This is a genomic window from Nocardia sp. NPDC050435, from assembly GCF_040655395.1.
Classification (GTDB): domain Bacteria; phylum Actinomycetota; class Actinomycetes; order Mycobacteriales; family Mycobacteriaceae; genus Nocardia.
This window is the reverse complement of sequence record NZ_JBFAJW010000009.1, coordinates 306,339-332,439: the sequence shown is the minus strand read 5'-3', so window position 1 is coordinate 332,439 and position 26,101 is coordinate 306,339. Positions and strand designations below refer to the sequence as shown.

Annotated in this window: 29 protein-coding genes; 13 read left to right on the top strand and 16 right to left on the bottom strand. The window is 69.1% G+C overall.

All coding sequences use genetic code 11. The features are described from left to right. Position 1 precedes the first annotated feature (1 nt). Complete coding sequence (dmpG, locus tag AB0I43_RS27470) at positions 2-1,048, top strand: 4-hydroxy-2-oxovalerate aldolase (RefSeq protein WP_356974813.1); 1,047 nt, start codon at positions 2-4, stop codon at positions 1,046-1,048. Between the two features lie 103 nt (positions 1,049-1,151). Further along, positions 1,152-1,655: a hypothetical protein gene (locus AB0I43_RS27465; protein WP_357432826.1), complete on the top strand. Its 504-nt coding sequence runs from the start codon at positions 1,152-1,154 to the stop codon at positions 1,653-1,655. Here AB0I43_RS27465 and AB0I43_RS27460 read toward each other — a convergent pair. Both AB0I43_RS27460 and AB0I43_RS27455 read right to left on the bottom strand, forming a co-directional pair. Next, positions 1,652-2,017, bottom strand: coding sequence for a DUF5615 family PIN-like protein (locus AB0I43_RS27460; RefSeq protein ID WP_357432825.1), 366 nt, complete (start codon positions 2,015-2,017; stop codon positions 1,652-1,654). The genes AB0I43_RS27465 and AB0I43_RS27460 overlap by 4 nt on opposite strands. Then, on the bottom strand, positions 2,014-2,247 hold the full coding sequence (locus tag AB0I43_RS27455) for a DUF433 domain-containing protein (protein WP_356974817.1): 234 nt from the start codon (positions 2,245-2,247) through the stop codon (positions 2,014-2,016). The genes AB0I43_RS27460 and AB0I43_RS27455 overlap by 4 nt, the downstream gene beginning before the upstream one ends. A 116-nt stretch (positions 2,248-2,363) precedes the next feature. Between AB0I43_RS27455 and AB0I43_RS27450 the strand changes: the two genes are divergently transcribed. After that, positions 2,364-3,089 carry a Sir2 family NAD-dependent protein deacetylase gene (locus AB0I43_RS27450; RefSeq protein WP_356974819.1) on the top strand — a complete coding sequence of 242 codons (726 nt, stop codon included), beginning with the start codon at positions 2,364-2,366 and terminating at the stop codon, positions 3,087-3,089. A 9-nt stretch (positions 3,090-3,098) separates the two neighbouring features. Here AB0I43_RS27450 and AB0I43_RS27445 read toward each other — a convergent pair whose 3' ends face one another. Continuing rightward, positions 3,099-3,509: a hypothetical protein gene (locus AB0I43_RS27445; RefSeq protein WP_357432824.1), complete on the bottom strand. Its 411-nt coding sequence runs from the start codon at positions 3,507-3,509 to the stop codon at positions 3,099-3,101. Between the two features lie 90 nt (positions 3,510-3,599). Here AB0I43_RS27445 and AB0I43_RS27440 point away from each other — a divergent pair, with 90 nt between their 5' ends. After that, on the top strand, positions 3,600-3,839 hold the full coding sequence (locus AB0I43_RS27440) for an acyl carrier protein (RefSeq protein WP_357432823.1): 240 nt from the start codon (positions 3,600-3,602) through the stop codon (positions 3,837-3,839). Positions 3,840-3,879: 40 nt separating this feature from the next. Here the strand turns inward: AB0I43_RS27440 and hsaB are convergent, their stop codons facing one another. From hsaB to hsaA, 4 genes are read right to left on the bottom strand one after another with little or no spacing between them, the layout of a single operon-like run. Continuing rightward, positions 3,880-4,452 (bottom strand): 3-hydroxy-9,10-secoandrosta-1,3,5(10)-triene-9,17-dione monooxygenase reductase subunit, encoded by a 573-nt coding sequence (gene hsaB / locus AB0I43_RS27435; RefSeq protein ID WP_357432822.1) that lies wholly within the window; start codon positions 4,450-4,452, stop codon positions 3,880-3,882. Beyond that, positions 4,449-5,360 (bottom strand): iron-dependent extradiol dioxygenase HsaC, encoded by a 912-nt coding sequence (hsaC, locus tag AB0I43_RS27430; RefSeq protein WP_357432821.1) that lies wholly within the window; start codon positions 5,358-5,360, stop codon positions 4,449-4,451. Before hsaC ends, hsaB begins: the two co-directional genes overlap by 4 nt. 46 nt (positions 5,361-5,406) lie before the next feature. Continuing rightward, a complete protein-coding gene (gene hsaD, locus AB0I43_RS27425) occupies positions 5,407-6,318 on the bottom strand; it encodes a 4,5:9,10-diseco-3-hydroxy-5,9,17-trioxoandrosta-1(10),2-diene-4-oate hydrolase (RefSeq protein ID WP_357432820.1) in 912 nt (303 codons plus the stop codon). Positions 6,319-6,329: 11 nt separating this feature from the next. Beyond that, complete coding sequence (gene hsaA / locus AB0I43_RS27420) at positions 6,330-7,499, bottom strand: 3-hydroxy-9,10-secoandrosta-1,3,5(10)-triene-9,17-dione monooxygenase oxygenase subunit (protein ID WP_356974829.1); 1,170 nt, start codon at positions 7,497-7,499, stop codon at positions 6,330-6,332. Positions 7,500-7,697: 198 nt separating this feature from the next. Between hsaA and AB0I43_RS27415 the strand changes: the two genes are divergently transcribed. Both AB0I43_RS27415 and AB0I43_RS27410 read left to right on the top strand, forming a co-directional pair. After that, the gene (locus AB0I43_RS27415) at positions 7,698-8,903 is read left to right on the top strand and encodes a Rieske 2Fe-2S domain-containing protein (RefSeq protein WP_356974831.1); all 1,206 of its coding nucleotides are present in this window, start codon (positions 7,698-7,700) and stop codon (positions 8,901-8,903) included. Beyond that, positions 8,903-9,232, top strand: coding sequence for a hypothetical protein (locus AB0I43_RS27410; RefSeq protein ID WP_356974833.1), 330 nt, complete (start codon positions 8,903-8,905; stop codon positions 9,230-9,232). The genes AB0I43_RS27415 and AB0I43_RS27410 overlap by 1 nt, the downstream gene beginning before the upstream one ends. A 57-nt stretch (positions 9,233-9,289) precedes the next feature. Here AB0I43_RS27410 and AB0I43_RS27405 read toward each other — a convergent pair whose 3' ends face one another. Together AB0I43_RS27405 and AB0I43_RS27400 are read right to left on the bottom strand one after the other, a co-directional pair. Further along, positions 9,290-9,820: a hypothetical protein gene (locus AB0I43_RS27405; protein ID WP_357432819.1), complete on the bottom strand. Its 531-nt coding sequence runs from the start codon at positions 9,818-9,820 to the stop codon at positions 9,290-9,292. 82 nt (positions 9,821-9,902) lie between these two features. Further along, complete coding sequence (locus AB0I43_RS27400; protein ID WP_357432818.1) at positions 9,903-10,949, bottom strand: saccharopine dehydrogenase NADP-binding domain-containing protein; 1,047 nt, start codon at positions 10,947-10,949, stop codon at positions 9,903-9,905. 96 nt (positions 10,950-11,045) lie between these two features. Between AB0I43_RS27400 and AB0I43_RS27395 the strand changes: the two genes are divergently transcribed. Further along, positions 11,046-11,957 carry an AraC family transcriptional regulator gene (locus tag AB0I43_RS27395; protein WP_357432817.1) on the top strand — a complete coding sequence of 304 codons (912 nt, stop codon included), beginning with the start codon at positions 11,046-11,048 and terminating at the stop codon, positions 11,955-11,957. A 153-nt stretch (positions 11,958-12,110) separates the two neighbouring features. Next, positions 12,111-13,442 (top strand): hypothetical protein, encoded by a 1,332-nt coding sequence (locus AB0I43_RS27390; protein ID WP_357432816.1) that lies wholly within the window; start codon positions 12,111-12,113, stop codon positions 13,440-13,442. Between the two features lie 117 nt (positions 13,443-13,559). Here AB0I43_RS27390 and AB0I43_RS27385 read toward each other — a convergent pair whose 3' ends face one another. The 6 genes from AB0I43_RS27385 to AB0I43_RS27360 all read right to left on the bottom strand — a co-directional run bounded on the left by AB0I43_RS27385 (position 13,560) and on the right by AB0I43_RS27360 (position 20,164). Next, positions 13,560-14,309, bottom strand: coding sequence for a DUF427 domain-containing protein (locus AB0I43_RS27385; RefSeq protein WP_356974841.1), 750 nt, complete (start codon positions 14,307-14,309; stop codon positions 13,560-13,562). Positions 14,310-14,387: 78 nt separating this feature from the next. Beyond that, positions 14,388-15,440, bottom strand: a complete 1,053-nt coding sequence (locus AB0I43_RS27380; protein WP_357432815.1) for an acyl-CoA dehydrogenase family protein — start codon at positions 15,438-15,440, stop codon at positions 14,388-14,390. Beyond that, positions 15,437-16,468, bottom strand: a complete 1,032-nt coding sequence (locus AB0I43_RS27375) for an acyl-CoA dehydrogenase family protein (protein ID WP_356974845.1) — start codon at positions 16,466-16,468, stop codon at positions 15,437-15,439. The genes AB0I43_RS27380 and AB0I43_RS27375 overlap by 4 nt, the downstream gene beginning before the upstream one ends. Next, positions 16,465-17,607, bottom strand: a complete 1,143-nt coding sequence (locus AB0I43_RS27370) for an acyl-CoA dehydrogenase family protein (protein WP_357432814.1) — start codon at positions 17,605-17,607, stop codon at positions 16,465-16,467. The genes AB0I43_RS27375 and AB0I43_RS27370 overlap by 4 nt, the downstream gene beginning before the upstream one ends. Then, on the bottom strand, positions 17,608-18,534 hold the full coding sequence (locus AB0I43_RS27365) for an enoyl-CoA hydratase (RefSeq protein ID WP_356974849.1): 927 nt from the start codon (positions 18,532-18,534) through the stop codon (positions 17,608-17,610). Between the two features lie 49 nt (positions 18,535-18,583). Beyond that, positions 18,584-20,164: a FadD3 family acyl-CoA ligase gene (locus AB0I43_RS27360; RefSeq protein ID WP_357432813.1), complete on the bottom strand. Its 1,581-nt coding sequence runs from the start codon at positions 20,162-20,164 to the stop codon at positions 18,584-18,586. Positions 20,165-20,273: 109 nt separating this feature from the next. Between AB0I43_RS27360 and AB0I43_RS27355 the strand changes: the two genes are divergently transcribed. The 5 genes from AB0I43_RS27355 (at position 20,274) to AB0I43_RS27335 (ending at position 25,123) form a co-directional block, all read left to right on the top strand. Continuing rightward, positions 20,274-21,464, top strand: coding sequence for an acyl-CoA dehydrogenase family protein (locus tag AB0I43_RS27355; RefSeq protein ID WP_357432812.1), 1,191 nt, complete (start codon positions 20,274-20,276; stop codon positions 21,462-21,464). Next, positions 21,464-22,258 carry an SDR family oxidoreductase gene (locus tag AB0I43_RS27350; RefSeq protein WP_356974853.1) on the top strand — a complete coding sequence of 265 codons (795 nt, stop codon included), beginning with the start codon at positions 21,464-21,466 and terminating at the stop codon, positions 22,256-22,258. The genes AB0I43_RS27355 and AB0I43_RS27350 overlap by 1 nt, the downstream gene beginning before the upstream one ends. 252 nt (positions 22,259-22,510) lie before the next feature. Beyond that, a complete protein-coding gene (locus AB0I43_RS27345) occupies positions 22,511-23,233 on the top strand; it encodes a hypothetical protein (protein ID WP_357432811.1) in 723 nt (240 codons plus the stop codon). Positions 23,234-23,284: 51 nt separating this feature from the next. Then, positions 23,285-23,923, top strand: a complete 639-nt coding sequence (locus tag AB0I43_RS27340; protein WP_356974855.1) for a TetR/AcrR family transcriptional regulator — start codon at positions 23,285-23,287, stop codon at positions 23,921-23,923. An 18-nt stretch (positions 23,924-23,941) separates the two neighbouring features. Further along, on the top strand, positions 23,942-25,123 hold the full coding sequence (locus AB0I43_RS27335) for an acetyl-CoA C-acetyltransferase (RefSeq protein ID WP_356974856.1): 1,182 nt from the start codon (positions 23,942-23,944) through the stop codon (positions 25,121-25,123). Here the strand turns inward: AB0I43_RS27335 and AB0I43_RS27330 are convergent. After that, the gene (locus AB0I43_RS27330; protein ID WP_357432810.1) at positions 25,107-26,090 is read right to left on the bottom strand and encodes a helix-turn-helix transcriptional regulator; all 984 of its coding nucleotides are present in this window, start codon (positions 26,088-26,090) and stop codon (positions 25,107-25,109) included. The genes AB0I43_RS27335 and AB0I43_RS27330 overlap by 17 nt on opposite strands. Between the last annotated feature and the right edge of the window lie 11 nt (positions 26,091-26,101).

Below are 26,101 nucleotides of genomic sequence, written 5' to 3'. Positions count from 1 at the left end.
GATGACCACTGTGCTGAAGCCCTACTCGGGCGAGCTCGACGTCCGCGTCACCGATACCTCGCTGCGCGACGGATCGCACCACAAGCGCCACCAGTTCACCGTCACCGAGGTGCGCGACATCGTCGCCGCCCTGGACGCCTCCGGCGTGCCCGTCATCGAGGTCACCCACGGTGACGGGCTGGGCGGCTCCTCGTTCAACTACGGGTTCTCCAAGACCCCGGAGCAGGAGCTGATCAAGGTCGCGGCCGAGACCGCCAAGCAGGCCAAGATCGCCTTCCTGATGCTGCCCGGCGTCGGCGTCAAGGAGGACATCAAGATCTCCCAGGACAACGGCGGCTCGATCTGCCGCATCGCCACGCACTGCACCGAGGCCGACGTCTCCATCCAGCACTTCGGGCTGGCCCGGGAACTGGGGCTGGAGACCGTCGGGTTCCTGATGATGGCGCACAGCACCACCCCGGAAAAGCTGGCCAAGCAGGCCCGCATCATGGCCGACGCCGGCTGCCAGTGCGTCTACGTCGTCGACTCGGCGGGCGCGCTGGTGCTGGAGCAGGTCACCGATCGCGTGGCCGCGCTGGTCGCCGAGCTCGGCGACGACGCCCAGGTCGGGTTCCACGGGCACGAGAATCTCGGTCTCGCGGTCGCCAACTCGGTGTACGCCGTGCGCGCGGGCGCGACCCAGATCGACGGCAGCGCACGACGTTTCGGCGCCGGCGCGGGCAACCTGCCGGTCGAGGCGTTCATCGGCGTCTGCGACAAGCTCGGCGTCAAGACCGGCGTCGACTTCTTCGCCGTCACCGACGCCGCCGAAGACGTCGTCCGCCCCGCCATGCCCACCGAATGCCTGCTCGACCGCCAGGCCCTGATGATGGGGTACGCGGGCGTCTACTCCTCGTTCCTGCGCCACGCCGAACGCCAGGCCGAGCGCTACGGGGTCTCGGCCGCGGAGATGCTGGTGCGCGCGGGGCAGCGCAAGCTCGTCGGCGGGCAGGAGGATCAGCTCATCGATATCGCGCTGGAGCTGCAGCGTGAGAAGGCTTCTGCCTGAGCGTCTTTCCCCGCAGGGCCGCGTCCATCTCCGGGCGCGGCCCTGTGCCGTGTGGCGGGTTCGACACGATACTGTCGAACGGGCTTCGGTCGAAGGAGGGGCAATGGCGTTCTTGCCGAGCGGAAATCGTCTGCCGAGAAGTGCTGCCGCAGCGGCCGCGGGCTCGCTGCTCCTCCTGGGATGTCGAACGCCCGCCGACACCACCGCCAATCCGCCCGAGCTGCCCTGCACCGGGAATGCGGCCACCGGCCCGCAGATGATCAACGACTGGCCCCTCTACACCTTCATGTCCGCCATCGACCTCCCACCCGGTGCCCACATCGCCTCCGGCGGCTCGGCCATCTCACCCACCACCCCCACCCTCGTCGACCTCTCCCTCGACCTCTGCCTCCCCACCACCGCCGACCTGATCCCCCTCGCCACCACCATCGCCCGAACCCTGAAACAGGACCCCCTCGGCGCCCGCACCGCGACCCTCTCCATCGCCCACGTCGGCCCCGGCCTCCCGGCCCGTCGCGAACTCCGCGACCCGGCCTTCCAACTCCACGCCTGGAACGATGCCGCCGACTCTCGACTGTGGGAAGTACTTCCGGCAACTCCGAATTAGTCGGTGCGCTCTACACGCGAAATCAGCTGGTCGCGGCCGAGTTCGACGACCACGCTCTCGCCGAAGAGGCAGAGGATCTCGTCCAGGTGTTGCGCGAAGAGCTCGATCAGCTGACGGTTGGCGATATTGCCGGTTGTGACGATGAGCAGGTGCGACGGACAGCCGTCGAGGACATGCCCGATCCAGAAGTCGTTGTCCTTGGTGACGACGACCCGGCCTTCTCGGTCGGCGATCTCGGCTATCGAGCTGTCAGGTGTGCGGTTGCCCTGATCGAGCTCCGAGGTGTGGACGACGTCATGCCCGGTCTCGGCGAGGAAAGTCGCCAGCTTGCGCGGTAGCTGCGCGTCGACGAGGAACCTCACGCCGCGGTGAAGGGGATGGTCGTCTTCCTGGCCGTCACGAGCGCAGCGTACTCGAGCGCCGCGAGGATATCTTCGTGCTCGAGGTCGGGATAGTCATCGAGCAGTTCCTCGATGCTCATCCCGGCGGCGAGCAGCTCGAGCAACATCTCGACGGGGTAGCGCAAACCGCGCACGACGGGCTTGCCATGACAGATGTCAGGGTCTGAGGTGATGCGGCCGAGGTTGGACACAGTGGACAGTTTAGTCCTCTCCGGGGACAAGTCGGTGGGCGAACAAGCAGTTCAGAGTGCGGGTGCTGAGGGAAATGCGGGTGACCGACGGGCGGCGGGGTGCGTAGCCTCGCGGTATGAGTGCTGGGCGTCCACTGGTGGCGATTCTGAGTGGGGCGGGGATCTCGACGGACTCGGGGATTCCGGATTACCGCGGGCCGCAGGGGTTGTGGCGGCGGGATCCGGAGGCCGAGAAGTTGGTGACGTATCAGTTCTATATGGGGGACAGCGAGATTCGCCGTAGGTCGTGGCTGATGCGGCAGGCGAGTCCGGCGTGGCGGGCGCGGCCGAACGCGGCGCATCGAGCGGTGGTGGAGCTCGCGCGCGCGGGCACGCCGCTGCGGGTGATCACGCAGAACGTCGACGGATTGCACCAAATGGCCGGGCTGCCGGATCGGAAGGTGCTGGAGTTGCACGGTTCCGCGCGCTCGGTCGTGTGCACCGAATGCGGTGACCGGACGACCATGGCCGCCGCCCTGGAACGCGTCGAGGCGGGCGAACCCGATCCGCCCTGCCGCGAGTGCGGCGGCATCCTCAAGGCCGCGACGATCATGTTCGGCGAATCGCTGGATTCGGAAGTGCTGTCCCAAGCCATCGCCATCACCCAGGCCGCCCAGATCTTCGTCGCCGTCGGCACCACCTTGCAGGTCCAGCCCGCCGCCTCCCTCGCCGGAGTAGCCGCCCAGCACGGCGCCCGCCTGATCATCGTCAACGCCGAACCCACCCCCTACGACGACCTCGCCGACGAGGTCATCCGCGAACCGATCGGCACCGCCCTGCCCGCCCTGCTCGCGCGCATCTGACGGAGGCTGTCAGCGGGCAGCCGCTACCGCCGGACGTGGAGTAGCGGTCGCCGACGCGTACCAGCGTCCGTCGTCCTTGGCCGCTGCGATGGCGGCGAACCCGGCGGGGCGCATGCGGCCGGCCGCGATGAGGGCTTCGGCCTTGGCGACGTTGATGGCCGACCAGGGGCTGCGCCGGCGGCGCGGGGAGTAGCGCTGGAGGTAGTAGTCGGGGGAGTGGGTGCGGCGGACGCTGTCGATCCAGCCGTAACACAGTGCGCCGTCGAGGGTTTCGGTGATGGTGGGGGAGCGCTCGGTGGAGTTCTTCTTGGCGATCAGGATCCAGACGGCGGGGGCGGTGGCGTGGTTGGCGGCCAGCCAGGATTCCCATTCGGCGGCGTCGGCGCAGGTGAGGACGGGGGCGTTGTCGAGCTGTTCCATGGATTCAGCATGACGGGCAAAGTGCGCATCGAATGAGCACTTTTACGGGCGGTAGGTTCGACAGCGAGAACCACTGGGAGGGTTGCGCATATGTCCATGGAGACCGTGGAGCGAATCAGGGCGATCGTCGCCGAGCAGAGTGGGCGTCCGCCGGGCGAGATCGAGCCGCACAGCCGCCTGAATGAGGATCTCGGGCTGGATTCGCTCCAGATCGTGGAGGTCATCGTGCGGATCGAGGACGGATGCCGGGTGAAGATTCCGGAGCAGGACGCGGCCGGGTGGCGCACGGTCGGCGACATCGTCGGCTATGTGGTGGCCCGGGTGCCATGAGCGAAACGGCCGGGAGCGCGTGGCTCCCGGCCGTTCGGGCTCACAACCAGGTGTCGAGCGTGGTGGTCGTGAGGAAGTGATCCAGGTCCGCGCGCCAGGGCGCGGGCGTGGTCTTCTCCGGTTCGATCGCGGTGTACTGCCCCCGGTAGAAGAGCAGGGGCCTGCCGGAGTCGGTGGACTCCGACAGGGCCTGCACACGGCCGATCACGATGTAGTGATCGCCGCCGTCGACGACGCTGTCCACAGTGCACTGGATCGTGGCCAGCGAGTCGTCGAGGACCGGGACCTCCAATTCGGAGGTGTGCCAAGGGGTTCCGGCGAACTTGTCGGGTTCGCGGGAACCGAAGCGGGCGCACACGGCCTGCTGCTCCTCGGCCAGCACGTTGACGCAGAACTTGCCGGCCTGCTCGATCGCCGCCCAGGAACGCGAGTTCTTGGTGGGGCAGAACAGGATCAGCGGCGGGTCCAGCGACAGCGCGGCGAAGGACTGGCAGGCGAAGCCGACCGGCGCACCGTCACCGTCGAAGGTGGTGATGACGGTGATGCCGGTGCAGAACTGCCCCAGCACATTACGGAACGCGCGCGGATCGATCTCGGCCGTGGGTTCGGTCATTGCTGGCGAGCCTGGATCGAGAAGTCGTGACCCCACAGGCTCACCGCCGTGGACTCCCGGGCGATCCAGGACAGATCGTCCTCGACTTCCAGCCCTTCGGTACCGAATTCGATATCGAAGCCGCCGGGCGTCTTCATGTAGAACGACAGCATCTTGTCGTTGATGTGGCGGCCGAGCGTCGCCGACATCTTGACCTTCTTGCGCAGCGCGCGATCGAGGGCGAGGCCGACGTCGTCGGAGCTCTCCACCTCGACCATCAGGTGCACGATGCCGGTCGGGTTGGGCAGCGGCAGGAACGCCAGCGAGTGGTGGCGCGGGTTGCAGCCGTAGAACCGCAGCCACGCCGGATCGCCGTCGGCGGGGCGGCCGACCAGCTGCGGGGGCAGCCGCATCGAGTCGCGCAGCCGGAAGCCGAGCACGCCCTGGTAGAACTCCTGGGCCGCGGCGTCGTCGGTGCAGGTGAGCACGACGTGCCCGAGGCCCTGTTCGGCGGTGACGAACTTGTGGCCGTAGGGGCTGACGAACCGGCGGCCGAGGTACTGCGCGCCGTAGAACGCCTCCAGCGTGTTGCCGGACGGGTCCTGGAAGCGGATCATCCCCTCGACCCGGCGTTCGGCGAGCTCCTCCTTGGTGCCCTCGGTGAAGGACACGTCCGCCTTCGCCAGGATCTCCCGAAGTTCCTGCAGCCCAGCGCGATCGGTGACCTCCCAGCCGGAAACCAGGAGCCGGTCCTGCTCGCCGGGGATGATCACCAGACGGGCGGCGAAATCGTCCATCCGCAGGTAGAGGGCGTCCGGATCGGCGCCGCTGCCCTCCATCATGCCGAGCACCTTGAGCCCGTATTCGCGCCAGGCCGCCATATCGGTGGCCTCGATGCGCATGTACCCGAGCGACTTGATGTTGCCCATTCCTACTTCTCCCAATCTGACGGGCGGGGTTCCGGGCCCTGCATGGTCACGCTGCGCTACCGCCTCCGGGCCCGACATCACCCCGCGGGCGGGACCCGGCGAGGAAATCGGTTGCGAGACGATTGAATTCGTCGAACTTTTCCAGCTGCGCCCAGTGGCCGCAACCACCGAACACGTGCAGCTGCACCCGCGGGATCATCTTGGTGGCCACGATCGCGCCGTCGAGCGGATTCACCCGGTCCTCGCGGCCCCAGATCAGCAGCACCGGCTGGCGCAGCCTGTAGGCCTCACGCCAGAGCATGCCGAGCTCGAAGTCGGGACCCGAGAACGACTTGCCCATGGCCCGGGTCGCCGCCAGCGACTCGGGGGTACTCGCGGCGGCGAACCGCTCGTCGATGAGTTCCTCGGTGATCAGCTTCTGGTCGAAGACCATGATCCGCAGGAACGCTTCCAGGTTCGCCCGGGTCGGTTCGTAGTTGAACTTCGCCAGGTTCTTCACGCCCTCGGTCGGGTCGGGCCCGAACACGTTGACGCTCAGCCCGCCCGGGCCCATCAGCACCAGCTTGCCGGCGCGGTCCGGGTAGTCCAGCGCGAACCGCACCGCCGCGCCGCCGCCGAGCGAATTGCCCAGCAGGTGCACGCGATCGGTGATCTGCAGATGGTCGAGCAGATCTTTCAGCGCCGACGCGCTGTGCGAGAAGTACTGCGGATGGTCGACCGGCTTGTCCGACTTGCCGAAGCCGGGCTGGTCCACCGCCAGCACGTGGTAATCCTGCGCCAGCACCGGGATGTTGCGCGCGAAGTTCGACCAGGACGAGGCGCCGGGCCCGCCGCCGTGCAGCAGCACGATCGTCGGCCCGTTGCCGACGCCGGCCTCGTGATAATGCAGCTGCAGATCCGGGCGGACCTGCGCGAAACGCGAAGTCGATTCGTAGGTGAGTTCCACCGTCGAAGTCACGAAATCCCCTCCTAGTACATGGTGTCGGTGATCGGCAGCCCGAATTCCCCGGAGCCGAACATCGTGTAGGCGCGCTCGGGATCGTTGGCGGCGTGCACCCGCCCGGCGTGGGCGTCGCGCCAGAAGCGCTGCAGCGGAGTGCCGTTGGCGAGCGCGGTGGCGCCCGAGCTCTCGAAGAGCTTGTCGATGGAGGCGATCGCGCGGCCGGTGGCGCGCACCTGGTCGCGGCGCGCGGCCAGCCGCAGCTCGACCGGGATCTCCTCGCCGCGCAGCAGGTAGCCGTACTCGTCGGTGATGTTGCCCCGCACCTGACGCCAGGCCGCGTCGATATCGCTGGAGGCCTCCGCGATGCGGACCTTGGCGAACGGGTCGTCCTTGGCCTTCTCGCCGGCGTAGGCGGCGCGCACGCGCTTGCCCTGGTGCTCGACGTGGGCGGCGTAGGCGCCGTAGGCCATGCCGACGATCGGGGTGGTGATGGTGCTGGGATGAATGGTGCCCCAGGGCATCTTGTAGAGCGGATCGGTATTCTGCTCCAGGCCAGGCGATTTCAGCTCGTTCATGGTCTTGTAGCTGAGGAAGCGATGCCGCGGCACGAAGACGTCCTCGACCACCAGCGTGTTGGAGCCGGTGCCCTTGAGCCCCACCACATTCCACACGTCGTCGATGCGGTAGTCGGTACGCGGGACCAGGAAGCTGCCGAAGTCGACCGGACGGCCGTCCTTGATCACCGGGCCGCCGACGAAGGTCCAGTCGGCGTGGTCGGAACCGGAAGACCAGGCCCAGCTGCCGCTGACGCGGTAACCCGAGCCGTCCTCGACGACCGTGCCCGCGCCCATCGGGGCGTAGGAGGAGGAGATGCGGACCTCGGTGTCGTTGCCCCACACCTCTTCCTGGGTCTGCTGGCTGAACAGCGCCAGGTGCCAGTTGTGGATGCCGAGGATGCCCGCGACCCAGCCGGTGGAGCCGCACGCGCTGGCGATCTTGCGGACGGTGTCGTAGAAGATCACCGGGTCGGCGGCGTAGCCACCCCACTGCTTGGGCTGCACGATCTTGAAGAAGCCGGTCCCCTGCAGCGCCTTCATGGTTTCTTCGGGAATGCGGCGCAGGTCCTCGGCCGCCTGAGCCTGCTCGCGCAGGAAGGGCAACAGTGCTTCGACCTTGTCGGTCACTTCTTGCGTCATCTCGAGACCTGCTCCTGCCTGGTCGGGTTGGTTACCGGTAGTCATTTGCCTCTGAGACTAGAACAGGTTCTTATTTCTGTCGAGAACAGGTATCCACAATAGCCGCTGATCAAGGATCCCCAGGAAGTGGGCCAGATCGCTGGCGTGAAGCCCGCTCGTTTTGTAACGTGTTCTAGTACAGAAGGAGGAGGAATCGCGATGGCAGTTACCCCCAAGGGGAGCGGTGGCAAGGTTCGGGAGCTCGATGTGGGCTCCGTGCCTACCCGTTATGCGCGGGGTTGGCATTGCCTCGGTCTGGCCGAATCGTTCCGTGACGGCAAGCCGCACTCGGTGCAGGCTTTCGGCACCAAGCTCGTGATCTGGGCCGACAGCAAGGACGAACTGCATGTGCTGGACGGCTACTGCCGGCACATGGGCGGCGATCTGAGCATGGGCTCGATCAAGGGCGACGACATCGCCTGCCCGTTCCACGACTGGCGCTGGGGCGCCAACGGCAAATGCACGGCCATCCCGTACGGCAAGCGCGTACCGCCGTTGGCACGCACTCGATCCTGGACCACCCTGGAGCGTAACGGGCAGCTGTTCGTCTGGAACGACCACGAGGGCAATCCGCCGCAGGAGGGGGTCACCATCCCCTACATCGACGGCGCCTACACCAACGAAGACGGCAGCGGGCGCGAGGAACTCGGCGAACGCTGGACCCCGTGGGTGTGGAACACCATGCTGATCGAAGGCGCCAACTGCCGCGAGATCATCGACAACGTGGTCGATATGGCGCACTTCTTCTACATCCACTTCGCCTACCCGACGTTCTTCAAGAACGTCTTCGAAGGCCACGTCGCCACCCAGTTCCTGGAGTCGAAGAACCGGCAGGACATCGGCACCCAGAAGTACGGCGAGGTGCTGCTGGAGTCGGTGGCCTCCTACTACGGTCCGTCCTGGATGCTCAACTCGCTGATCAACAGCTACGGCGGGTTCGAGGTCAAGACGATGCTGATCAACTGCCACTACCCGGTCTCGCAGGACTCCTTCATGCTGATGTGGGGCCTGACCGCGGAGAAGCCGGCCGGCCTCGACGACGCGGGCGGGCAGAAGCTCGCGGAGAAGATGATGGAGGGCATCAACGTCGGCTTCCTCGGCGACGTGGAGATCTGGAAGCACAAGTCCAAGGTCGAAAACCCGCTGCTCTGCGAGGAAGACGGCCCGGTCTACCAGCTGCGCCGCTGGTACGACCAGTTCTACGTGGACCTCGCCGACGTCAATCCGAAGTCCACCGACCGCTTCGAGTTCGAGGTGGACACCACCAAGGCGAACATCGCCTGGGAGGCCGAGGTCGCGGAGAACCTGCGGCGGCGGGCGGAAGAAGAAGCGGCACAGTCCGATCAAGCGGAGGCGGGTGTCTGATGATTCGGTGGGCCAAAGCACCCGACTTTGCCGATCAGCCGGAACGGCGGGCCGAGGTGCAGGCCCAGACCGTGGTCGACAAACAGCGCTACCTGGACGACGGCATGACGCCGCTCAAGTGTCAGACCTGTGCCAGCGAAGTCCTGGTGCGCAAGTACTCCGCGCACCAGACCTCGGTGCAGTGGACCGGTGACCCGGCCGCCCGCTGCCCGGTCTTCGCCAAACTCGGTCCGACCCAGAGTCATCCGCACCGGCCCGAATCCTGCGCCGATCTCGAGCGCACGATCCAGTGGGCCGTCGACGAGGGCGTCGTCGAAATCCCGAAGTAGCCGCCGGAACACGGAAAGGCCTCGCCACCCCCTCGGGTGCGGGGCCTTTCGTGTGCGCTACGCCGAGCCGGCGCGCAGGGCGAGCCAGCCGGTCGAAGGGTCCGCGTGACCGTGGTAGAGGACCGGTATGCGCTGGTCCACCTCGAAGTGGCGGTAGACCGCGAGCATGGCCGCGCGCACGGCGTAATCCTGGAAGTCGTCGACCCGGCGCGGGCCGAGCGGATGTTCGGGGAGCGCGGCCAGCCTGGTCAGCTCGTCGGGGTCGGCGGCGTCCAGGCCGACCGGGTCGGGATCGCTGATGAGGTGGTCGTGCAGCACCGATCGGGTGCGGGCGGCATCGGCCCGGCCGGTGGCGAAGGCGCGGAACTCGGCCCGTACGGAACTGGCCGGGTCGACCTGGGACTGCATGATCCGGGCGAGTTCTCCGGCCAGCTCCCGCGCCCCGGCCGCGCCGACGGGCACCTGCTCCACCAGATGCAGGACGCAGCCGCCGCGGACCAGGGGCTCGGGAGCGAGGAAGATCGCCAGCGCGGGATCGGGATACTCGCGGCAGGTCAGACAAACCTTGGTGTGCGTCGGGTCAGCCATGGCGCCCTCCTTCGAGGGAGGCTTCGGTCGCAGGGGTTGTCCTTGCAGTATAGGAGCCGGTCATCGATCGGCAATCCTCTATTCAGGACTCGAGGCGCCAGGTGATCCCGTGCTCGGCGAGCGCATCGAGGAAGCCGGCCGGGTCGAACGCCTCCGCCGGAGCGAGCGCGCCCGGCCGGGTGCCGCCTCCCGCGAGGCGCACGGCGGTCTCCACCGCCATCAGCGCCGAATCGCGGTAGGAGTGCAGTCCGCTGACGACGCCCCGGACTTTCGCGCCGTCGACGCCGTAGGCGTCCACGACCAGGTCGTAGCGCAGATCCTCGCTCGGAGCATCGGGCAGCGACTCGATCAGCTCGGCGGTGAAGCCGCTCAGGTTCGCGAGGATGCGGGTGGCCACCACGCCCTCGACGAAGCCGACGTCGGAGTGGCGTGGAATCGACAGCACGGGCGGCTGCGGGAACTTCGCTACCGGGGTGGGTTCGGTGTCACCTGGGAACACCATCTCGGAGCGTTTCGCCGTTGCGCCGGTGTGGAATTCGCCGTCCGCGTAGTGCCAGCCACCGTTGCTGAACCAGTCCAGGCTGGCGAACACGGTCTTCGCGCTGCCCTTGGAGCCGTTGCCGCCGCTCTTGCTGAGGTGGCTGATCTCGATCTCGGCCGGGCCCTGGACCCGGCGCGAGGTGAGATGGGCGAGCAGGTCGCCGGACAGATTGCTGTCGGTGATACCGGAGATCACGGTGACCCCGGCAGCCTGGGCGCGTGCGTCGTAGTCGTCGAAAACGGTGCGCAGGAACAGCTGTTCGCCGGAGACATCGGCGTAGTGCGCGCGGGCGTCGATGGCGGCGGCGAGGACGGCTTCGCCGTTGTCCACGTAGGCGGGCAGGCTGCTGATCACCACGTCGGCGCCGGTGAACGCGGTGACCAGGGCGTCGCGATCGGTGAGGTCGGCGACTCGGATGTCGGCGTCGGGGAGTCCCGCGGCATCGGCGGCCGCGCGCAGGCGGGCGGCGTCGCGGCCGACCAGGATCGGGGTGAGGCCGCGGCGGCGCAGATCGGTAAGCATGTAGCCGCCGGTGACGCCGTTGGCGCCGTAGATCGCGATGGTGGCGGGGGAGTTCGGGTTCGTCATGGGATGAACGTTATGGCGAATTCATGAGCACATGAATGGCTATTTCGCTCATAAATATGTCAGTAACACTCATAGGAAACACTGTATGGTGACCGTGTGGACATCCTCAGTGAAACCATCGCGGCCATCCGCACCGGCCACCCGGCCTCGGGCATGTTCGTCCGCCACGCCCCGTGGGGCCGGCGCTATCCCGTCGTCCCCGGCGCGGGTTTCCATGTGGTGTTGCAGGGCTCGTGCCAGCTCATTCCGCCGGGCGGCGAGCCGCTGGCGCTCGGTGTCGGCGATGTCGTCTTCATGCCGCGCGGCGCCGACCACGATCTGGTCGACCAACTCGGCAGCGCGGTCACCGAACTCGCGCAACCGGGTGAGCCGCGCGAGATCATCGGGCCCGGCGCGCGTTCCCTGCTGCTGTGCGGCGCCTACGAACTCGGCCGGCAGCGCAGCCATCCGCTGCTGGACGAGCTGCCCGAATTCATCCATTTCCCCGCGCGACTGGGCGAGCACCCGACGCTGCGCGCCGCGGTGGAGCTGCTGGCCGCCGAGCTCACCGAGCCCCGGCTGGGCAGCGACGCCGTGGTGCCCACGCTGCTCGAGACCATGCTGCTCTACATCCTGCGAGCCTGGTTCGACGAGCAGGAGGGCGGCACCGGGTGGGCGGGCGCGTTCGCCGATCCCGCGGTCGCCGCCGCGCTGCGCGCGGTCCACGAGGACCCGGCCCGGGCCTGGACGGTGCCCGAACTCAGTGCGCGCGCCGGGGTCTCGCGCGCCACCCTCGCGCGCCGCTTCACCGCCACCGTCGGCGAACCGCCGCTGGCCTACCTGACGCGCTGGCGGCTGCTCACCGCCGCGAAACTGCTGCGGGAAACCGGCGACGGCCTGGCCGCCATTGCGCGGAAGGTCGGATACACCTCCGAATTCGCATTCGCCAAGGCTTTCAAGCGTGAATACGGCCTCGCGCCAGGACAATACCGACGCGCCGAGGACAAACCCCCGTTGATCGCCGTCTGACGTCGGGCCGTACGGTACCGTCACCAGGTCAGAGGGCATGCCGGGGCAACGAATTCGATCGCCTCGGCAATTTCTGCCCTGCAATTGTTTCTCCGGTTTTGCCGTTCGTTCCGCCGCAGGTATTTCCCACCGCGTAATGGATGCGAGGTTCCGTTGAGAATTGTCCCGGCCATCGGTATCGCGGCGCTGACCGCCGCGGCCGTCGGCATCGCCGCCGCCCCCGCGCACGCGGTGCCGCCGATCACCGGCCCCGAGGCGATCGACTGTCCGCCACTGGAAGATTGGGGTAACCCGGACGACCCGGTCCCGCCGCGCGACCCGCTGTGCGGGCAGGACGACTGGGAACTGCTGCCCGGCATCCACCTGCGCAGCAGCGCCTACAACCGCGTCTCGACCATCTACGGCCCGGATGTCGCGGTGACCTTCGTCGGCAGCGAGCACTTCCAGGTCCGCGACCGCCAGGGCCGGCTGCTGGCCGGTGAAGAGGGCGACGGTCTGCATCATGTGCCCTTCGGCCAGGAGATCCCGCCGCCGCTGCCCGAGGTACTGCCGGGCGATACGCCGCACGAGGAGGCGGTGCGCGAAGGCCTGTCCCGAGTGCAGGTTTCGCCGCTGCCGGGCTGGGATTACACCGGCGACCTCAGCGACAGCTCCGCCTTCCTGAACACGCCGATGGGCAGCGTCACGGTGCAGGCCCCGGGCACCGGCGACGACCCGGATCACCTCATGCCGGGGCCCGAGGGCGAGCGGCGCTGGCAGGCGATCAACAACTTCCAGGTGCTGGACGCGCAGGGGCGCTACCTGCTGGGCAACACCCTGACCTTCGGTTCGCCGATGGCGATCTGGCCGAACGCGGCGGTGCCGTGCCCGGTGGGCACGGTGCCGGTCTCCCAGCTGACGGCCGAGAACATCGCGGCCGCGCGCAGCGCCGACGAACTGCCCGCGCCGATCTGCGAGGTGCCGGACACGGTTCCGCTCTCGGCCAACCGTGAGATCGACGACAGCTCGGACAATCCCGAGGTGCAGAAGGCCGAGGATCGCAACGCGGCGATCAGCGCGGTCAGCACCCAGTTCGCGCTGGCGGTCAGCATCGGCGGACTGATCGGCGGCGCGGTCGGTCTCACGGCCGGGTGCCTCATCGGTTTCCTGGGCGGCGCGGGAGCGGGCAGTCTGTCGTCCATTCCGGGCATCGCGGCCGGCACGCTCGGCGGCTGCCTCGCCGGCGCCGCGCTGCTCGGCGTCGTCGGCACCACGGCGGGCAGCCTGCTGCTGGGCGTTCCGGTCGGCATCGCGGCGAGCGTCAACGCCTACAACACCCTGAAGTTGCAGAACGCGGTGGTCAAGCCGATCACCGAGGCCGAAGCGCGGGTGCGTGAGGCGGTCGCGATCAGCGATCTGTCCGAGCAGCTGGCCCCGGTTTTCCCGTGGCTGGCCGCACCGCCTGCGCGGACCCTCGAGCAGGCCGCGCCGCTGCCGGAGTCCTGAACGCCGGCGGGCCGCTCACCTCGCGGGAGGCGGGCGGCCCGTCCGGCGGGTGCGCGATCTCGGCCGAGAGTGGTCTGCCGCGTGCCGGATTCGCCCGGCGTCGGGATCACCCCGGGCTCAGCTGAACGGGCTGTGCGGGCGTTCCTGTAATTCGCCGTCCAGGTAGATGTCGACCTTCTCGTTGTAGAAGCAGGCCAGGCCCTGGATCTTCTGGCTCTCCGGCACCGGCGTGCGATAGATCCACACGTAATCGACGTACTCGTTGTCGCCGACGCGCACCGTCCAATACTCCGCGTTGCCCTTGTACGGGCAACTGGTACGCGTCGGGGACACCTCGAGCAGGTCCATGCGCAGATCCGTGAGCGGCAGGTAATACCGTGTCGGCAGCCCGGTTTCGAACAGCATGCGCGGCGCGTGCGAATCGGCGACGGTGACGCCGTCGATCTCCACCCGCACGTGCCGGGTGCTGGCCAGGATGTCGACCCGGGAGTACGGGTCGCGCGGATGCACGTAGACCGGCTCGTCCTCCTCGAACCAGGAGTCCATCGCGTTCCACTCCAGGCGCACCAGCTCGTTCACGCCCGGGACCGGCGATTCGTGGTAGCGCAGTGCCGCGTTCTCCGCGGTGATGCCGTTGACGACCACGTCGTACCCCGTGCCGGTGCCCAGCGCGGGGGAGTGCGAGACCTGGCCGCTCGCCTCGAGTTTCGCGCGCAGATCGACCGCGGGCAGGTAGTAGGTCGGGTAGTGCGGGTGCTCCCACACCAGCGCCGCGCGCAGCGTGTCGGCGATCAGGTGCCCGCCGAGGTAGACCCGGACCCGCTTCGGACTGGTCTCGACCCGGACCGGGCCTGTCGGATCACTCATACCTCCCGACCGTACGCCTGCCCGCGACAGCACGGGACGCACCCGGGTTCGGTCGCGTGGCCGAACCCGGGCCGCCCGTCAGCGCGCCGGTGTCAGCGGACGGCTCGGCTGCCCGAACAGCTGCGCGTCACCGTGCGCGCGCTTGAAGAACAGGTGCGCGTCGTGCTCCCAGGTGATCGCGATACCGCCGTGCAGCTGCACGGTTTCGGCCACGATGTGGGTGAACGCCTCCGAACAGTGCACGCGTGCCGCCCACACGTCCTCGGCGGTCGCGGGGCCGGGCTCGGCGACCGCGGCGGCGGCCGCGTAGGCGGCGGACTTCGCGGACTCCAGCAGCACGTACATGTCGGCCATGCGGTGCTTGAGCGCCTGGAAGCTGCCGATCGCCCGGCCGAACTGCACCCGGGACTTGCTGTACTCGACCGTCGTCTCCAGGCACTGCTCCATCGCGCCGACCTGCTCGGCGGCCACTGCCGCCCAGCCGATCTCGCGCAGTCGCGCCGCCAGCTCCACGGGATCCGCGGCGCCGAGCCGCTGCCCGGTCACGCCGTCGAAGGTGATCTCGGCGAGTTTGCGGGTCGGATCCATGGTGGCGACCGCGCGCCGGGTGACCCCGGCGGCGTCGGCGGCGACCTCGAACAAGCCCGCCGCGGTCAGGACGAGCAGCGTGTCCGCGTGCGCGCCCAGCACGTAATGCGCCGTGCCGCTCAGCGTCTCGCCGGTGGCCCGGACGCCGAAATCGTCCCAGCCGCGCGCCCCCGCCCAGCACACCGCCAGGGTGCGGCTGCCGTCGGCGACACCGGGCAGCAGCCGGGCGCACGCCTCGGCGTCACCGGAGAGCAGCACCGCCTGCGCGCCCAGCACCGCCGAACCCAGCATCGGCACGTCGGACAGCGTGCGCCCCAATTCGCCGACGACCAGCAGGGATTCGAGCACCGAGGCCCCGATCCCGTCGTACTCCTCCGGGATCGCCAGCGCCGCGACACCGATCTGCTCGCAGAGCCGCTGCCAGAGGGCGGTGTCGTAACCCGCCTCGGAGTCGTAGCCGGCGCGCACGGCCGCGCTGCCCGCGTGCTTGGTGAGCAGGGCGCGGATCGAGGCGGTGAACTCCTGGTGTTCGGGGCTGGTCACGGCTCACCTCGCACGGCCCGGTCCTGGATGACCTCGTCGCGCAGCGCGCGGGCGATGCGGGAGCGGTGCAGATCCGGGGTGCCCCAGGCGGAGCGGAGCGCGGTCACCTTGGTCAGCCACAGCGACAGGTCGTATTCGGCGGTGTAGCCGATCGCGCCGTGCACCTGCAAGGCCGCACGGGCCGCGGCGTAGGCGGCGTCGCCGCAGGTGAGCACGGCCGCCGACACGTCGCGGGCGCGGGTGCCCGCGCGCAGGGTCAGCGCGGCGCGATAGAGCAGCGGTTCGGCCAGGTCCAGGCCGATCAGCACGTCGGCCAGCTTCTGCTTCACGGCCTGGAACTCGCCGATCGGCTTGCCGAACTGCTTGCGCTGCTTGGCGTATTCGGTCGCCTGATGCAGCAGGGCGCGGCCCGCGCCGAGCAGCTGGGCGGCGGCGGCGAGCGCACCGGTGTCGAACGCGACGGCGGCGGCCTCGGCCACCGCCTCGCCCTCGGCGACGGCTTCGCCCGGGCGCACGGTGAACAGTCGCCGCGCGGGATCGACCGAGCGGACCAGGGTCTGGTGCTCGGCCCGGCATAGCTCGGTGCCGTCCACCACCAGCACCACCTCGGCGATGTCGGCGTCGAGCACCACCGGGTCCTGGTCCGGCGCGGCGAAGGCGATGGAGCCCAGCGCCGTGCCCTCGGCGAGACCGGGCAGCCAGCGCTGCGCCAGTTCCTGGTCCGGAAGTGCCTGCAGCAGCGCCGGAATCGCGGCCGCGGTCTCGACCAGCGGTCCCGGCACGCCCGCCCGGCCGATCTCCAGGAACGCGACGACCAGATCGATCGGCTCCGCGCCGACCCCGCCGTGCGCCTCGTCGACGCCGAGCCCGAGCACCCCGGAGCCGGCGAGCTGCCGGATCAGGGCCTGCCCGGCACGCGCGTCACCGGCGGCCCAGGCCCGCACCGCGGCGGGCGTCTGCCCGGCGTCGAGCAGCTTGCGCAGGCTGGTGCCGAAGTCGAGTTGTTCGGGACTGAGCGCGAACCTCATCGGCTGCTCCCTCTCGGTAGTCCGAGCAGCCGCTCGGCGATGATATTGCGCTGGATCTCGTTGGTGCCGGCGTAGATCGGGCCGGACAGCGAGAACAGATAGCCGTCGGTCCAGGGCCCGGCCAGCTCGCCCGCGGCGCCCAGCACATCCAGGGCCGTTTCGTGCATGGCGATGTCGAGCTCGGACCAGAAGACCTTGGTGATGGAGGATTCCGCGCCGAGCTTGCCGCCCTCGTTGAGCCGGGTGACGGTGCCGAAGGTGTGCAGCCGGTAGGCCTCGCTGCCGAGCCAGGCGTCGACCACCGCGTCCCGCTGCGCGGTGTTGGTGCGGTCGCCGGTCTCCAGCCACAGTTCGATCAGCCGCTGCGCGGTCGCGCTGAAGCGGCCGGGGCTGCGCAGCGAGAGGCCGCGCTCGTTGCTGGAGGTGCTCATCGCCACCCGCCAGCCGTCGTTGACGGTGCCGATGACGTCCTGGTCGGGCACGAACACGTCGTCGAGGAAGATCTCCGCGAAACCGGGTTCGCCGTCCAGCTGCGGGATCGGGCGCACCGAGACGCCCTCGGCGTTGAGCGGGAACATCATGTAGGTGAGCCCGCGGTGCCGCTCGGCCTCCGGGTCGCTGCGGAACAGGCCGAACGCCCAGTCCGCGAACGCCGCTCGCGAGCTCCAGGTCTTCTGCCCGCTCAGCAGCCAGCCGCCGTCGGTGCGGCGCGCGGTGGAGCGGATGCCGGCCAGGTCGCTGCCCGCTTCCGGCTCGGACCAGGCCTGCGCCCAGATGTCGTCACCGCGTGCCATCCGCGGCATGATGCGTTCCAACTGCTCGGGGGTGCCGTGCTCGAACAGCGTCGGCGCGAGCAGGAAGATGCCGTTCTGGCTGACCCGGCCCGGTGCGCCCGCGGCGTAGTACTCCTGCTCGAAGAGCACCCACTCCAGCAGCGAGGCGTCGCGCCCGCCGAATTCGGCGGGCCAGGAGACCACGGACAGGCGGGCGTCGGCGAGGGTGCGCTCCCAGTCGCGGTGCGCCTCGAATCCGGCCTTGGTGTCCATCGAGGGCAGCGGGGCCGCCGGCTTGTTGGCGGCCAGGAATTCGCGGACTTCGCGCTGGAATTCCTGGGTCGCCTGGTCGAAATCGAGATCCACTCAACTCTCCTGGGAACCCTGGACCCCGGCGTTCGCCGGGGTGACGGTGGCGGTTGGTGCGTTCGCCGGGGTGGTCGCGGTGGCCTTCATCGACTTGGCGTTCATGCCGCCCAGCGAGTCGGCGCCGACCTCGGCGTTGTGCGCGTGCGCGAAGTGGTGCAGGCCGAACACCGAGTCCATGCCGGAGCGCAGGCCCATCAGGTCCTCGGCCTGGTTGACCGCCTTCTTGGTCAGCGCCAGGCCGAATTGCGGCATGGCGGCGATCTTCTCGGCCAGCGCGAAGGTCTCGGATTCGAGTTCGGCGCGCGGCACGACGCGGTTGACCATGCCCCACTCCTTGGCCTGCGCGGCGTCGAACCGGTCGCCGGTGAACAGGAACTCCTTGGCCGCGCGCGGGCCCATGACCCACGGGTGGGCGAAGTACTCGACGCCCGGAATACCCATGCGGACCACGGGATCGGAGAAGAACGCGTCGTCGGCGGCGACGATCAGATCGCACACCCAGGCCAGCATCAGCCCGCCCGCGATGCAGGCGCCCTGCACCATCGCGATGGTCGGCTTCGGGATCTCGCGCCAGCGCCGGCACATGCCGAGGTACACCTCGGTCTCCCGGGCGAAGCGCTGGTCGCCGCCGGCCCGGTCGACGTGGTCCCACCACAGCGCCGCCTTGTTCGGGTACCGCACGTGGTGGTCGCGGCCCGGCGTGCCGATGTCGTGGCCCGCGCTGAAGTGTTTCCCGTTGCCCGCCAGCACGATCACCCCGACCTCGGGATCTTCGACGGCGCGCTCGAAGGCAGCGTCCAGGGCGTAGGTCATCACGGAGTTCTGCGCGTTGCGGTAGTCCGGCCGGTTCAGCGTGACGACCGCGACCCGCCCTCGCACCTCATAGGTGACGACGTCACCCTCATCGGGCACACCCTCGGTCATTTGTTCTCCTCGCAGTATCTGATTGCGGCGCTCACTACGCCCGCCATGGTCACGCTGCGCTACCGCCTCCGGGCGCTGAGCTCTCGCCGCGTAACTGCCGCTTGAGCACTTTCCCGGACGCGTTGTAGGGCAACTCGTCCCGGAACTCGACGAAGCGCGGCACCTTGAAGTTGGCGAGCACGGTCGTGGCGTGCGCGCGCACGTCGTCCGCGGTGAGCGCGGCGCCCGGCTTGCGCACCACGAAGGCCTTGCCGACCTCGCCCATCCGTTCGTCGGGCACGCCGACGACCGCGGATTCGGCGACGCCGTCCAGCCGGGACAGCGCCTGCTCGATCTCGGCGGGGTAGACGTTGAAACCGCCGGAGATGTACATGTCCTTGAGCCGGTCGGTGATCTTGAGATAGCCGCGCTCGTCCAGGGTGCCGACGTCGCCGGTGTGCAGCCAGCCCTCGGCGTCGATGGTGGCGGCGGTGGCCTCGGGGTCGTCGAGGTAGCCGAGCATCACGTTCGGGCCGCGCAGCAGCACCTCGCCCGCGTCGCTGAGCTTCAGTTCGAAGTCGGCGATCGGGCGGCCGCAGGTGGTGGCGATGGTCTCCGCGTCGTCGTCGACCCGGCACATGGTGCCGAAACCGGCGGCCTCGGACAGGCCGTAACCCGTGATGACGACACCGAATCGGAGTTCCGAGCGCATCCGTTCGACCAGCACCACCGGCACGGCCGCGGCGCCGGTGACGGCGACGCGCAGGCTGCTCAGGTCGAAATCGGCGCGGTCCGGGAAGTCGAGGATGGTCTGGTAGATGGTCGGCGGCCCGGGCAGCACGGTGATCTTCTCCTCGCTCACCAGCCGCATGGTCTGGGGCACGTCGAAGGTCGCCTGCGGCACGATGGTCGCGCCGGTCACCAGGCAGGACAGGATGCCGGCCTTGTAACCGAAGTTGTGGAAGAACGGGCTGACCACGAGGTAGCGGTCGTCGGTGGTCAGGGTGGTGCACTCGGCCCAGCCGCGGACCACGCTCAGCGCCTGCCGGTGCGCGACCAGCGTGCCCTTGCTGCGGCCGGTGGTGCCGGAGGTGAACAGGATGTCGGACAGGTCGTCGGGCGCGACGGCCTCGGCCCGCTTCTGCGCGTCGGCCACCGAGACCAGGGTGGCGATGCTCGTCAGCGCCGACCAGTCCAGCACCCGCGCATCCGATTCCACCGCGGTCCCGGGTTCCACCGGGATGACCACGATCGTCTCGATGTCCAGCGCCGGTGTCGCCGCGCGCAATTCGGCCAGCCGGTCGCGACCGAGGAAGGGGCCGGCGATGAACAGGGCCTTGGCGTGCACGCGGGTGAGGACGTCGGCGGCTTCCTCGGCCACATACCGGGTGTTCAACGGGACCAGCGCCGCACCGGCATAGTGCGCGCCGAGCGCGGCGACGACCCAGTGATAGGTGTTGGGCGCCCACATCGCGACGCGGTCGCCGGGCTGGAGGCCGCGCGCGATCAGCGCGCAGGCCACCTCCTGGACCGCCGCGAGCAACTGATTCCAGTCCAGCCGGACCGAGCCGTCGGCGAGCGCGGGCGCGCTGCCGTAGGTCCGTGCGGCGTCGTGCAGTGCCATCGGGGTCGTCTGTGCAGGGGTTGTCACGGTTGTCCTCACCGTCCGCTGGGCCGTTCCGCTGACCTTTTCGAGCGACCGGCAAGTCGCTACGTCTAGAGGCTAACAAAGCAAGTGCTTGGTAGGTTATCCTACCGTCGTGGTTGCGATCCAGACCTCAGATTCCAGTACCGCCGCACAGGATGCGGCCTTTTCCGTGGAAGTGCGGGCGTGGCTGGAAGAGAACCTCAACGGCGAATTCCGGGCGCTGCGCGGACTCGGCGGCCCCGGCCGCGAGCACGAGGCGTTCGACGAGCGGCTCGCCTGGGACCGGCACCTGGCCGCGGCCGGGTGGACCTGCCTCGGCTGGCCCGCGGAATACGGCGGCCGCGACGCCACCGTGCGCCAGCAGGTGATCTTCCACGAGGAATACGCCAAGGCCAACGCGCCCGCCCGGGTCTCGCACGTCGGCGAGGAACTGCTCGGCCCGACCGTGCTGGCCTTCGGCACCCGGGAACAGAAGGACCGCTTCCTGCCCGGCGTCCGCAATGTCACCGAGCTGTGGTGCCAGGGCTACTCCGAGCCGGGGGCCGGTTCGGACCTGGCCGCGGTCAGCACCTCGGCGCACCTCGACGGTGACGAGTGGTCGATCAACGGCCAGAAGATCTGGACCTCGCTGGCGCACGTCGCGGACTGGTGCTTCGTCATCGCGCGCACCGAGAAGGGCTCGGCCCGGCACAAGGGTCTGTCCTATCTGCTGGTGCCGATGAACCAGCCGGGCATCGAGGTGCGCCCGATCATCCAGCTCACCGGCACCTCGGAATTCAACGAGGTGTTCTTCGACAACGCCCGCACCGCCGCCGATCTGGTGATCGGCGCGCCGGGGGAGGGCTGGCGCATCGCGATGGGCACGCTGGCCTTCGAGCGCGGGGTGTCCACGCTGGGGCAGCAGATCCGCTTCGCCCAGGAGCTCGCCGCCGTCGAGGCGCTGGCCCGGCGCACCGGCGCGGCCGAGGATCCGCTGATCGCGGACCGGATCGATCGCGCCTGGGTCGGCCTGCGGGTGATGCGCGCGCACGCGATCCGCACCATGGCCAGCGCCGAGGTGGACGACAGCGGGCAGGCCTCGGTCTCGAAGCTGCTGTGGGCCAACTGGCATCGCGGCCTGGGCGAACTGGCCATGGCGGTGCTCGGGCCGCAGGGCCTGATCGCCGACGACAACGACGACCTGAACGAATGGCAGCGGATGTATCTGTTCACCCGTGCCGACACGATCTACGGAGGTTCGAACGAAGTGCAGCGCAACATCATCTCCGAGCGTGTGCTCGGTCTGCCGCGAGAGGCTCGCTGATGCCTGATCTTTCCGTCGCGCCGCAGCCGGTCGCCGGCCACGGCCTGCTCACCGGACGCACCGCTGTCATCACCGCCGCCGCCGGCACCGGCATCGGCTCGGCCACCGCCCGCCGGCTGCTCGCCGAGGGCGCGGACGTGGTGGTCTCGGACTGGCACGAAAGGCGGCTCGCCGAAACCGAAGTCGAGCTCAAGGGCGAGTTCCCGGAGCGCCGGGTCGCGGCGATCGCGTGCGACGTGCAGAGCACCGAGCAGGTGAACGCGCTGGTGCGCGGTGCCGCCGCGGCGCTGGGCCGGGTCGACATCATGGTCAACAACGCCGGGCTCGGCGGCGAGACGCCGGTGGTCGACATGACCGACGAGCAGTGGGACCGCGTCCTGGACATCACGCTCAACGGCACCTTCCGCTGCACCCGCGCGGCGCTGGGCTACTTCCGCGAGGCCGGGCACGGCGGGGTCATCGTGAACAACGCCAGCGTGCTCGGCTGGCGGGCGCAGTACGGTCAAGCCCACTATGCGGCGGCCAAGGCCGGCGTCATGGCGCTGACCCGGTGCAGTGCGGTGGAAGCCGCCGAACTGGGGGTGCGGATCAACGCGGTCTCGCCGAGCATCGCTCGGCATGCGTTCCTCGACAAGGTGTCCTCCACCGAACTGCTGGACACCCTGTCCGAACGCGAGGCCTTCGGCCGGGCCGCCGAACCCTGGGAGGTGGCGGCCACAATCGCCATGCTCGCCAGCGATTACACGACGTATCTGACCGGCGAGGTGGTCTCGATCAGCAGCCAGCGCGCCTGACCCGGCGGCGGTTGCTCGCGGCGGGTGGCCGGGCCCGGCGGATGCGCCGGGTGCGGTCGCCCGGTGCGCCTGCTGTCCGTCATCCAGCGACCCGGCAACGATCCCGCGCAAGAGTGCGAACGCCTACCTACATCCGCTATTTGCGCTGCATACGGGCTTCTGTTCAGCGGAAAAACCATTGCGTGTCGGCGGCTTTCGTGTGCCATGCTGGTTGTGGTCGGATCCCGCAAACTCCCGTGAGGGGCGATGGCTATGGGCCTGGATCGCCCACATGCCCGCGAACAACTGGAACTCGATTTGGTGCGCGAAGTCGTGCTGGCCAGGCGAAGACTGGACAGCATGGTCCTCGCCGCGCTCACACTCGGCGCCGAACTCATGGACCACGGTTCCCAGCGCGCCACCGCCACCCGCGCCGTGCAGATCCTCGAGCAATACGCGGTCGACGAGGGCGAAGTCGCGCGCGATCCGCGCGGTGCACTCCGTGCGGACATGCAGCGCGATCATGATCGCGCACGGCGCATCGGCCTCGAACACCGGCCCTCCGAACAAGACGAGCGCCGGCACCAGCAGGCCGCGCTGATGCGCGAGGTGCGCGCCGACCTGCTCGAGGTCGTGCGCCGCTGCCGCCAGTTCCATTTCGATCGCGTGGCCTTCGCCGACGAGATCGCGCAGGGATTGTGCGCGGCCACCGACAAATTGGTGATCGGCGCCGACATGGACACCTACCACGCGTGGCAGCGCGGGATGGTGCTCAAGCTCGTCGAGGAACCCACCCCGAACGGTCCGCCGCGCGTGCTGGCGACGGTCGACGCGGGCCCGGGCCGCGGGCCGCTGACCGTCGAATGGGACAGCCCCGAACGACGATTGGCGCTGGTCGCGCGCCTGGCCCGGGCGGGTATCTCGCCGGTCGTCATCTGCGATCGACTACTCGCGGACCTCTCGGTCTCCTCGCCGCTGCGCTATTCCTTCCGCTGATCCCGGACGATCTCCGAGCGGGAGTGATGCGTGCCGCCCTAGACCAAGCAAATGCTTGGTTGTACGATCACCTATGTGACCGCACCTGACGCCACGAAATCAGCAGATGTCTCGAAATCGGCACGGCGCAACGAACTGCTCCTGCTGGCGGCCGATCTGTTCGCCCAGCGCGGGCTGCGCGCCACGACCGTCCGCGATATCGCCGATGCGGCCGGAATCCTATCCGGCAGCCTCTACCACCACTTCGATTCCAAGGAATCCATGGTGGACGAGATCCTGCGCGGCTTCCTCGATGACCTGTTCGGCCGCTACCGGGAGATCGTCGCCGCCGGCCTGAGCTCGCGCGACACCCTGGAGGCGCTGGTGCTGGCCTCCTACGAATCCTTCGACCACTTCCACGCCGCCGTCGCCATCTACCAGGCCGAGGCCAAGCGCCTGCGCGGCTCCGACCGCTTCGCCTACATCGACGAATACAACAACGAATTCCGCGAACTCTGGCACCGGGTGCTCACCAACGGCGTCGCCGACGGCAGCTTCCGGGCCGAACTCGACGTCGAACTGGCCTACCGGTTCCTGCGGGACACGGTCTGGGTCGCGGTCCGGTGGTATCAGCCGGGCGGGCCCATCACCGTCGAAAACCTCGCCAAGCAGTACCTCACCATCGTGCTCGACGGCCTCACCGTCAGCTAGATCCGTTTGGAGCTCTCCATGTCTGCACCCACCCGCCGCCCGTACGCCCCCGTCCGGGACGCCTTCGTCATCGACGCCGTGCGCACCCCGGTCGGCAAGAAGAACGGGGCGCTGGCCGCCGTGCATCCGGCCGACCTCGGCGCGGCCGTGCTGAAGGGCCTGCTGGACCGCAGCCCGATCGACCCGGCCCAGGTCGACGACGTGATCGTCGGCTGTGTCGACAACATCGGCCCGCAGGCCGGCAACATCGGCCGCACCGCCTGGCTGACCGCCGGCTTCCCCGAGGACGTCCCCGGCGTCACCGTGGACCGGCAATGCGGATCCTCGCAGCAGGCCATCAATTTCGGCGCGCAGGCCATCATGAGCGGCACCGCCGAGGTGATCGTGGCGGGTGGCGTGCAGAACATGAGCGCGATCCCGATCTCCGCGGCCATGCTCGCGGGCAAGGAGTACGGATTCGATTCGCCCTTCGTCGGCGCCCAGGGCTGGGATCACCGCTACGGCACCGGCGAGGTGTCGCAGTTCAACGGCGCGCAGATGATCGCCGACAAGTGGGGCATCAGCCGGCTGGAGATGGAGCAGTGGGCGCTGCGCAGCCACGACCGCGCCCGCGACGCGATCAAGAACGGCCGCTTCGACAACGAGATCGTCGCCGTCGGCGATTTCGCCATCGATCAGTGCCCGCGGGAGACCAGCCTGGAGAAGATGGCCGGTCTGAAGGTGCTCGCCGAGGGCGGTTCGCTGACCGCCGCCGTGGCCAGTCAGATCTCCGACGGCGCGAGCGCCACCCTGCTCGCCTCGGACTGGGCGGTGCGGGAGTACGGCCTGAAGCCGCGTGCCCGCGTGCACCACGTCAGCGCCCGCGGCGCGGACCCGATCATGATGCTCACCGGCCCGATCCCGGCCACCAAGTGGGCGCTGGAGAAGACCGGCCTGTCCATCGACGACATCGACGTCGCCGAGATCAACGAGGCCTTCGCCCCGGTGGTGCTGGCCTGGATCAAGGAAACCGGCATCGACCCGGAGAAGGTGAACGTCAACGGCGGCGCGATCGCGCTCGGCCATCCGCTCGGCGCCACCGGCGCCAAGCTGTTCGCCACGCTGCTCAACGAGCTGGAGCGGGTGAACGGCCGCTACGGCCTGCTCACCATCTGCGAGGGCGGCGGCACCGCCAACGTCACCATCATCGAGCGTCTCTGACGGTCGCGGGGCGCGGCGCGGGCAGCGCCGCGCTCTCCGGCCGGGCGGCCGCCGGGCCGAAGGCGGCCAGGGTGGAGGCGTTCACGCCCTTGCCGGGAATCCCCGCGTGGTCCGGTGCGGCGCACATCGCTCCGGGCGCGGCCGGGGTGATCGAGGCGGCGATCGCCGCGAAGACCGTCGCCGTGGGGGAGCCGGGCTCCGGGCAGTACACGATGATCCGCTGATCGCTGTCGGAGATGTAGAGCACCTGACAGTCGAATTCGAGCTCGCCCAACTCGGGATGGCGGATCTTCTTGTGATGCCCGCGCCGCACCTCGACATCGTGCTCGGACCACATCTGCGCGAAACGGCCGGAGAGGCCGAGCAATTCGGTGACCAGCGCGGCCAGGGCCGGATTGCCCGGGTAGCGCGCGTAGACGGCGCGCAGATCCGCGACGGTGGAGCGGGCGAAGTCCACCGAGGCGGGCGACGACCACGGCTCGGCGTCGTCGGGGAGCCGGAACATCCAGCGGATCATGTTCCGGTCCGTCTCCGGGACGGCGGCCAGATCGCCGATGAAGGGCACCGCCATCCGATTCCACGCCAGGATGTCGTAGCAGGCGTCCACCACGTAGGCGGGCACGGTCATGTTGTCGAGCAGCACCCGGGTCGAGGGCGAGATGGCCCTATTCGGGCCACCGGCGGTCGGCGGGTTCTCCCCGGCGATCCGGAACAGATACTCGCGTTCGTCGGTGCTGAGCATCAGCGCCCTGCCGACCGCGGCCAGCACCTGGCGCGAGGGCTTCGCGCCGCGGGCCTGTTCCATCCGGATGTAGTAATCCACCGAGATCCCGGCGAGCTGGGCCACTTCCTGGCGGCGCAGGCCCGGCGTCCGTCGTCGGCCGCTCTCGGGCAGCCCGACCTCGGCCGGGCGCAGCCGGGCCCGCCGCGCGGTCAGGAATTTCGCCAGCTCGGCCCGATCGGTCATGAATTCAGTAT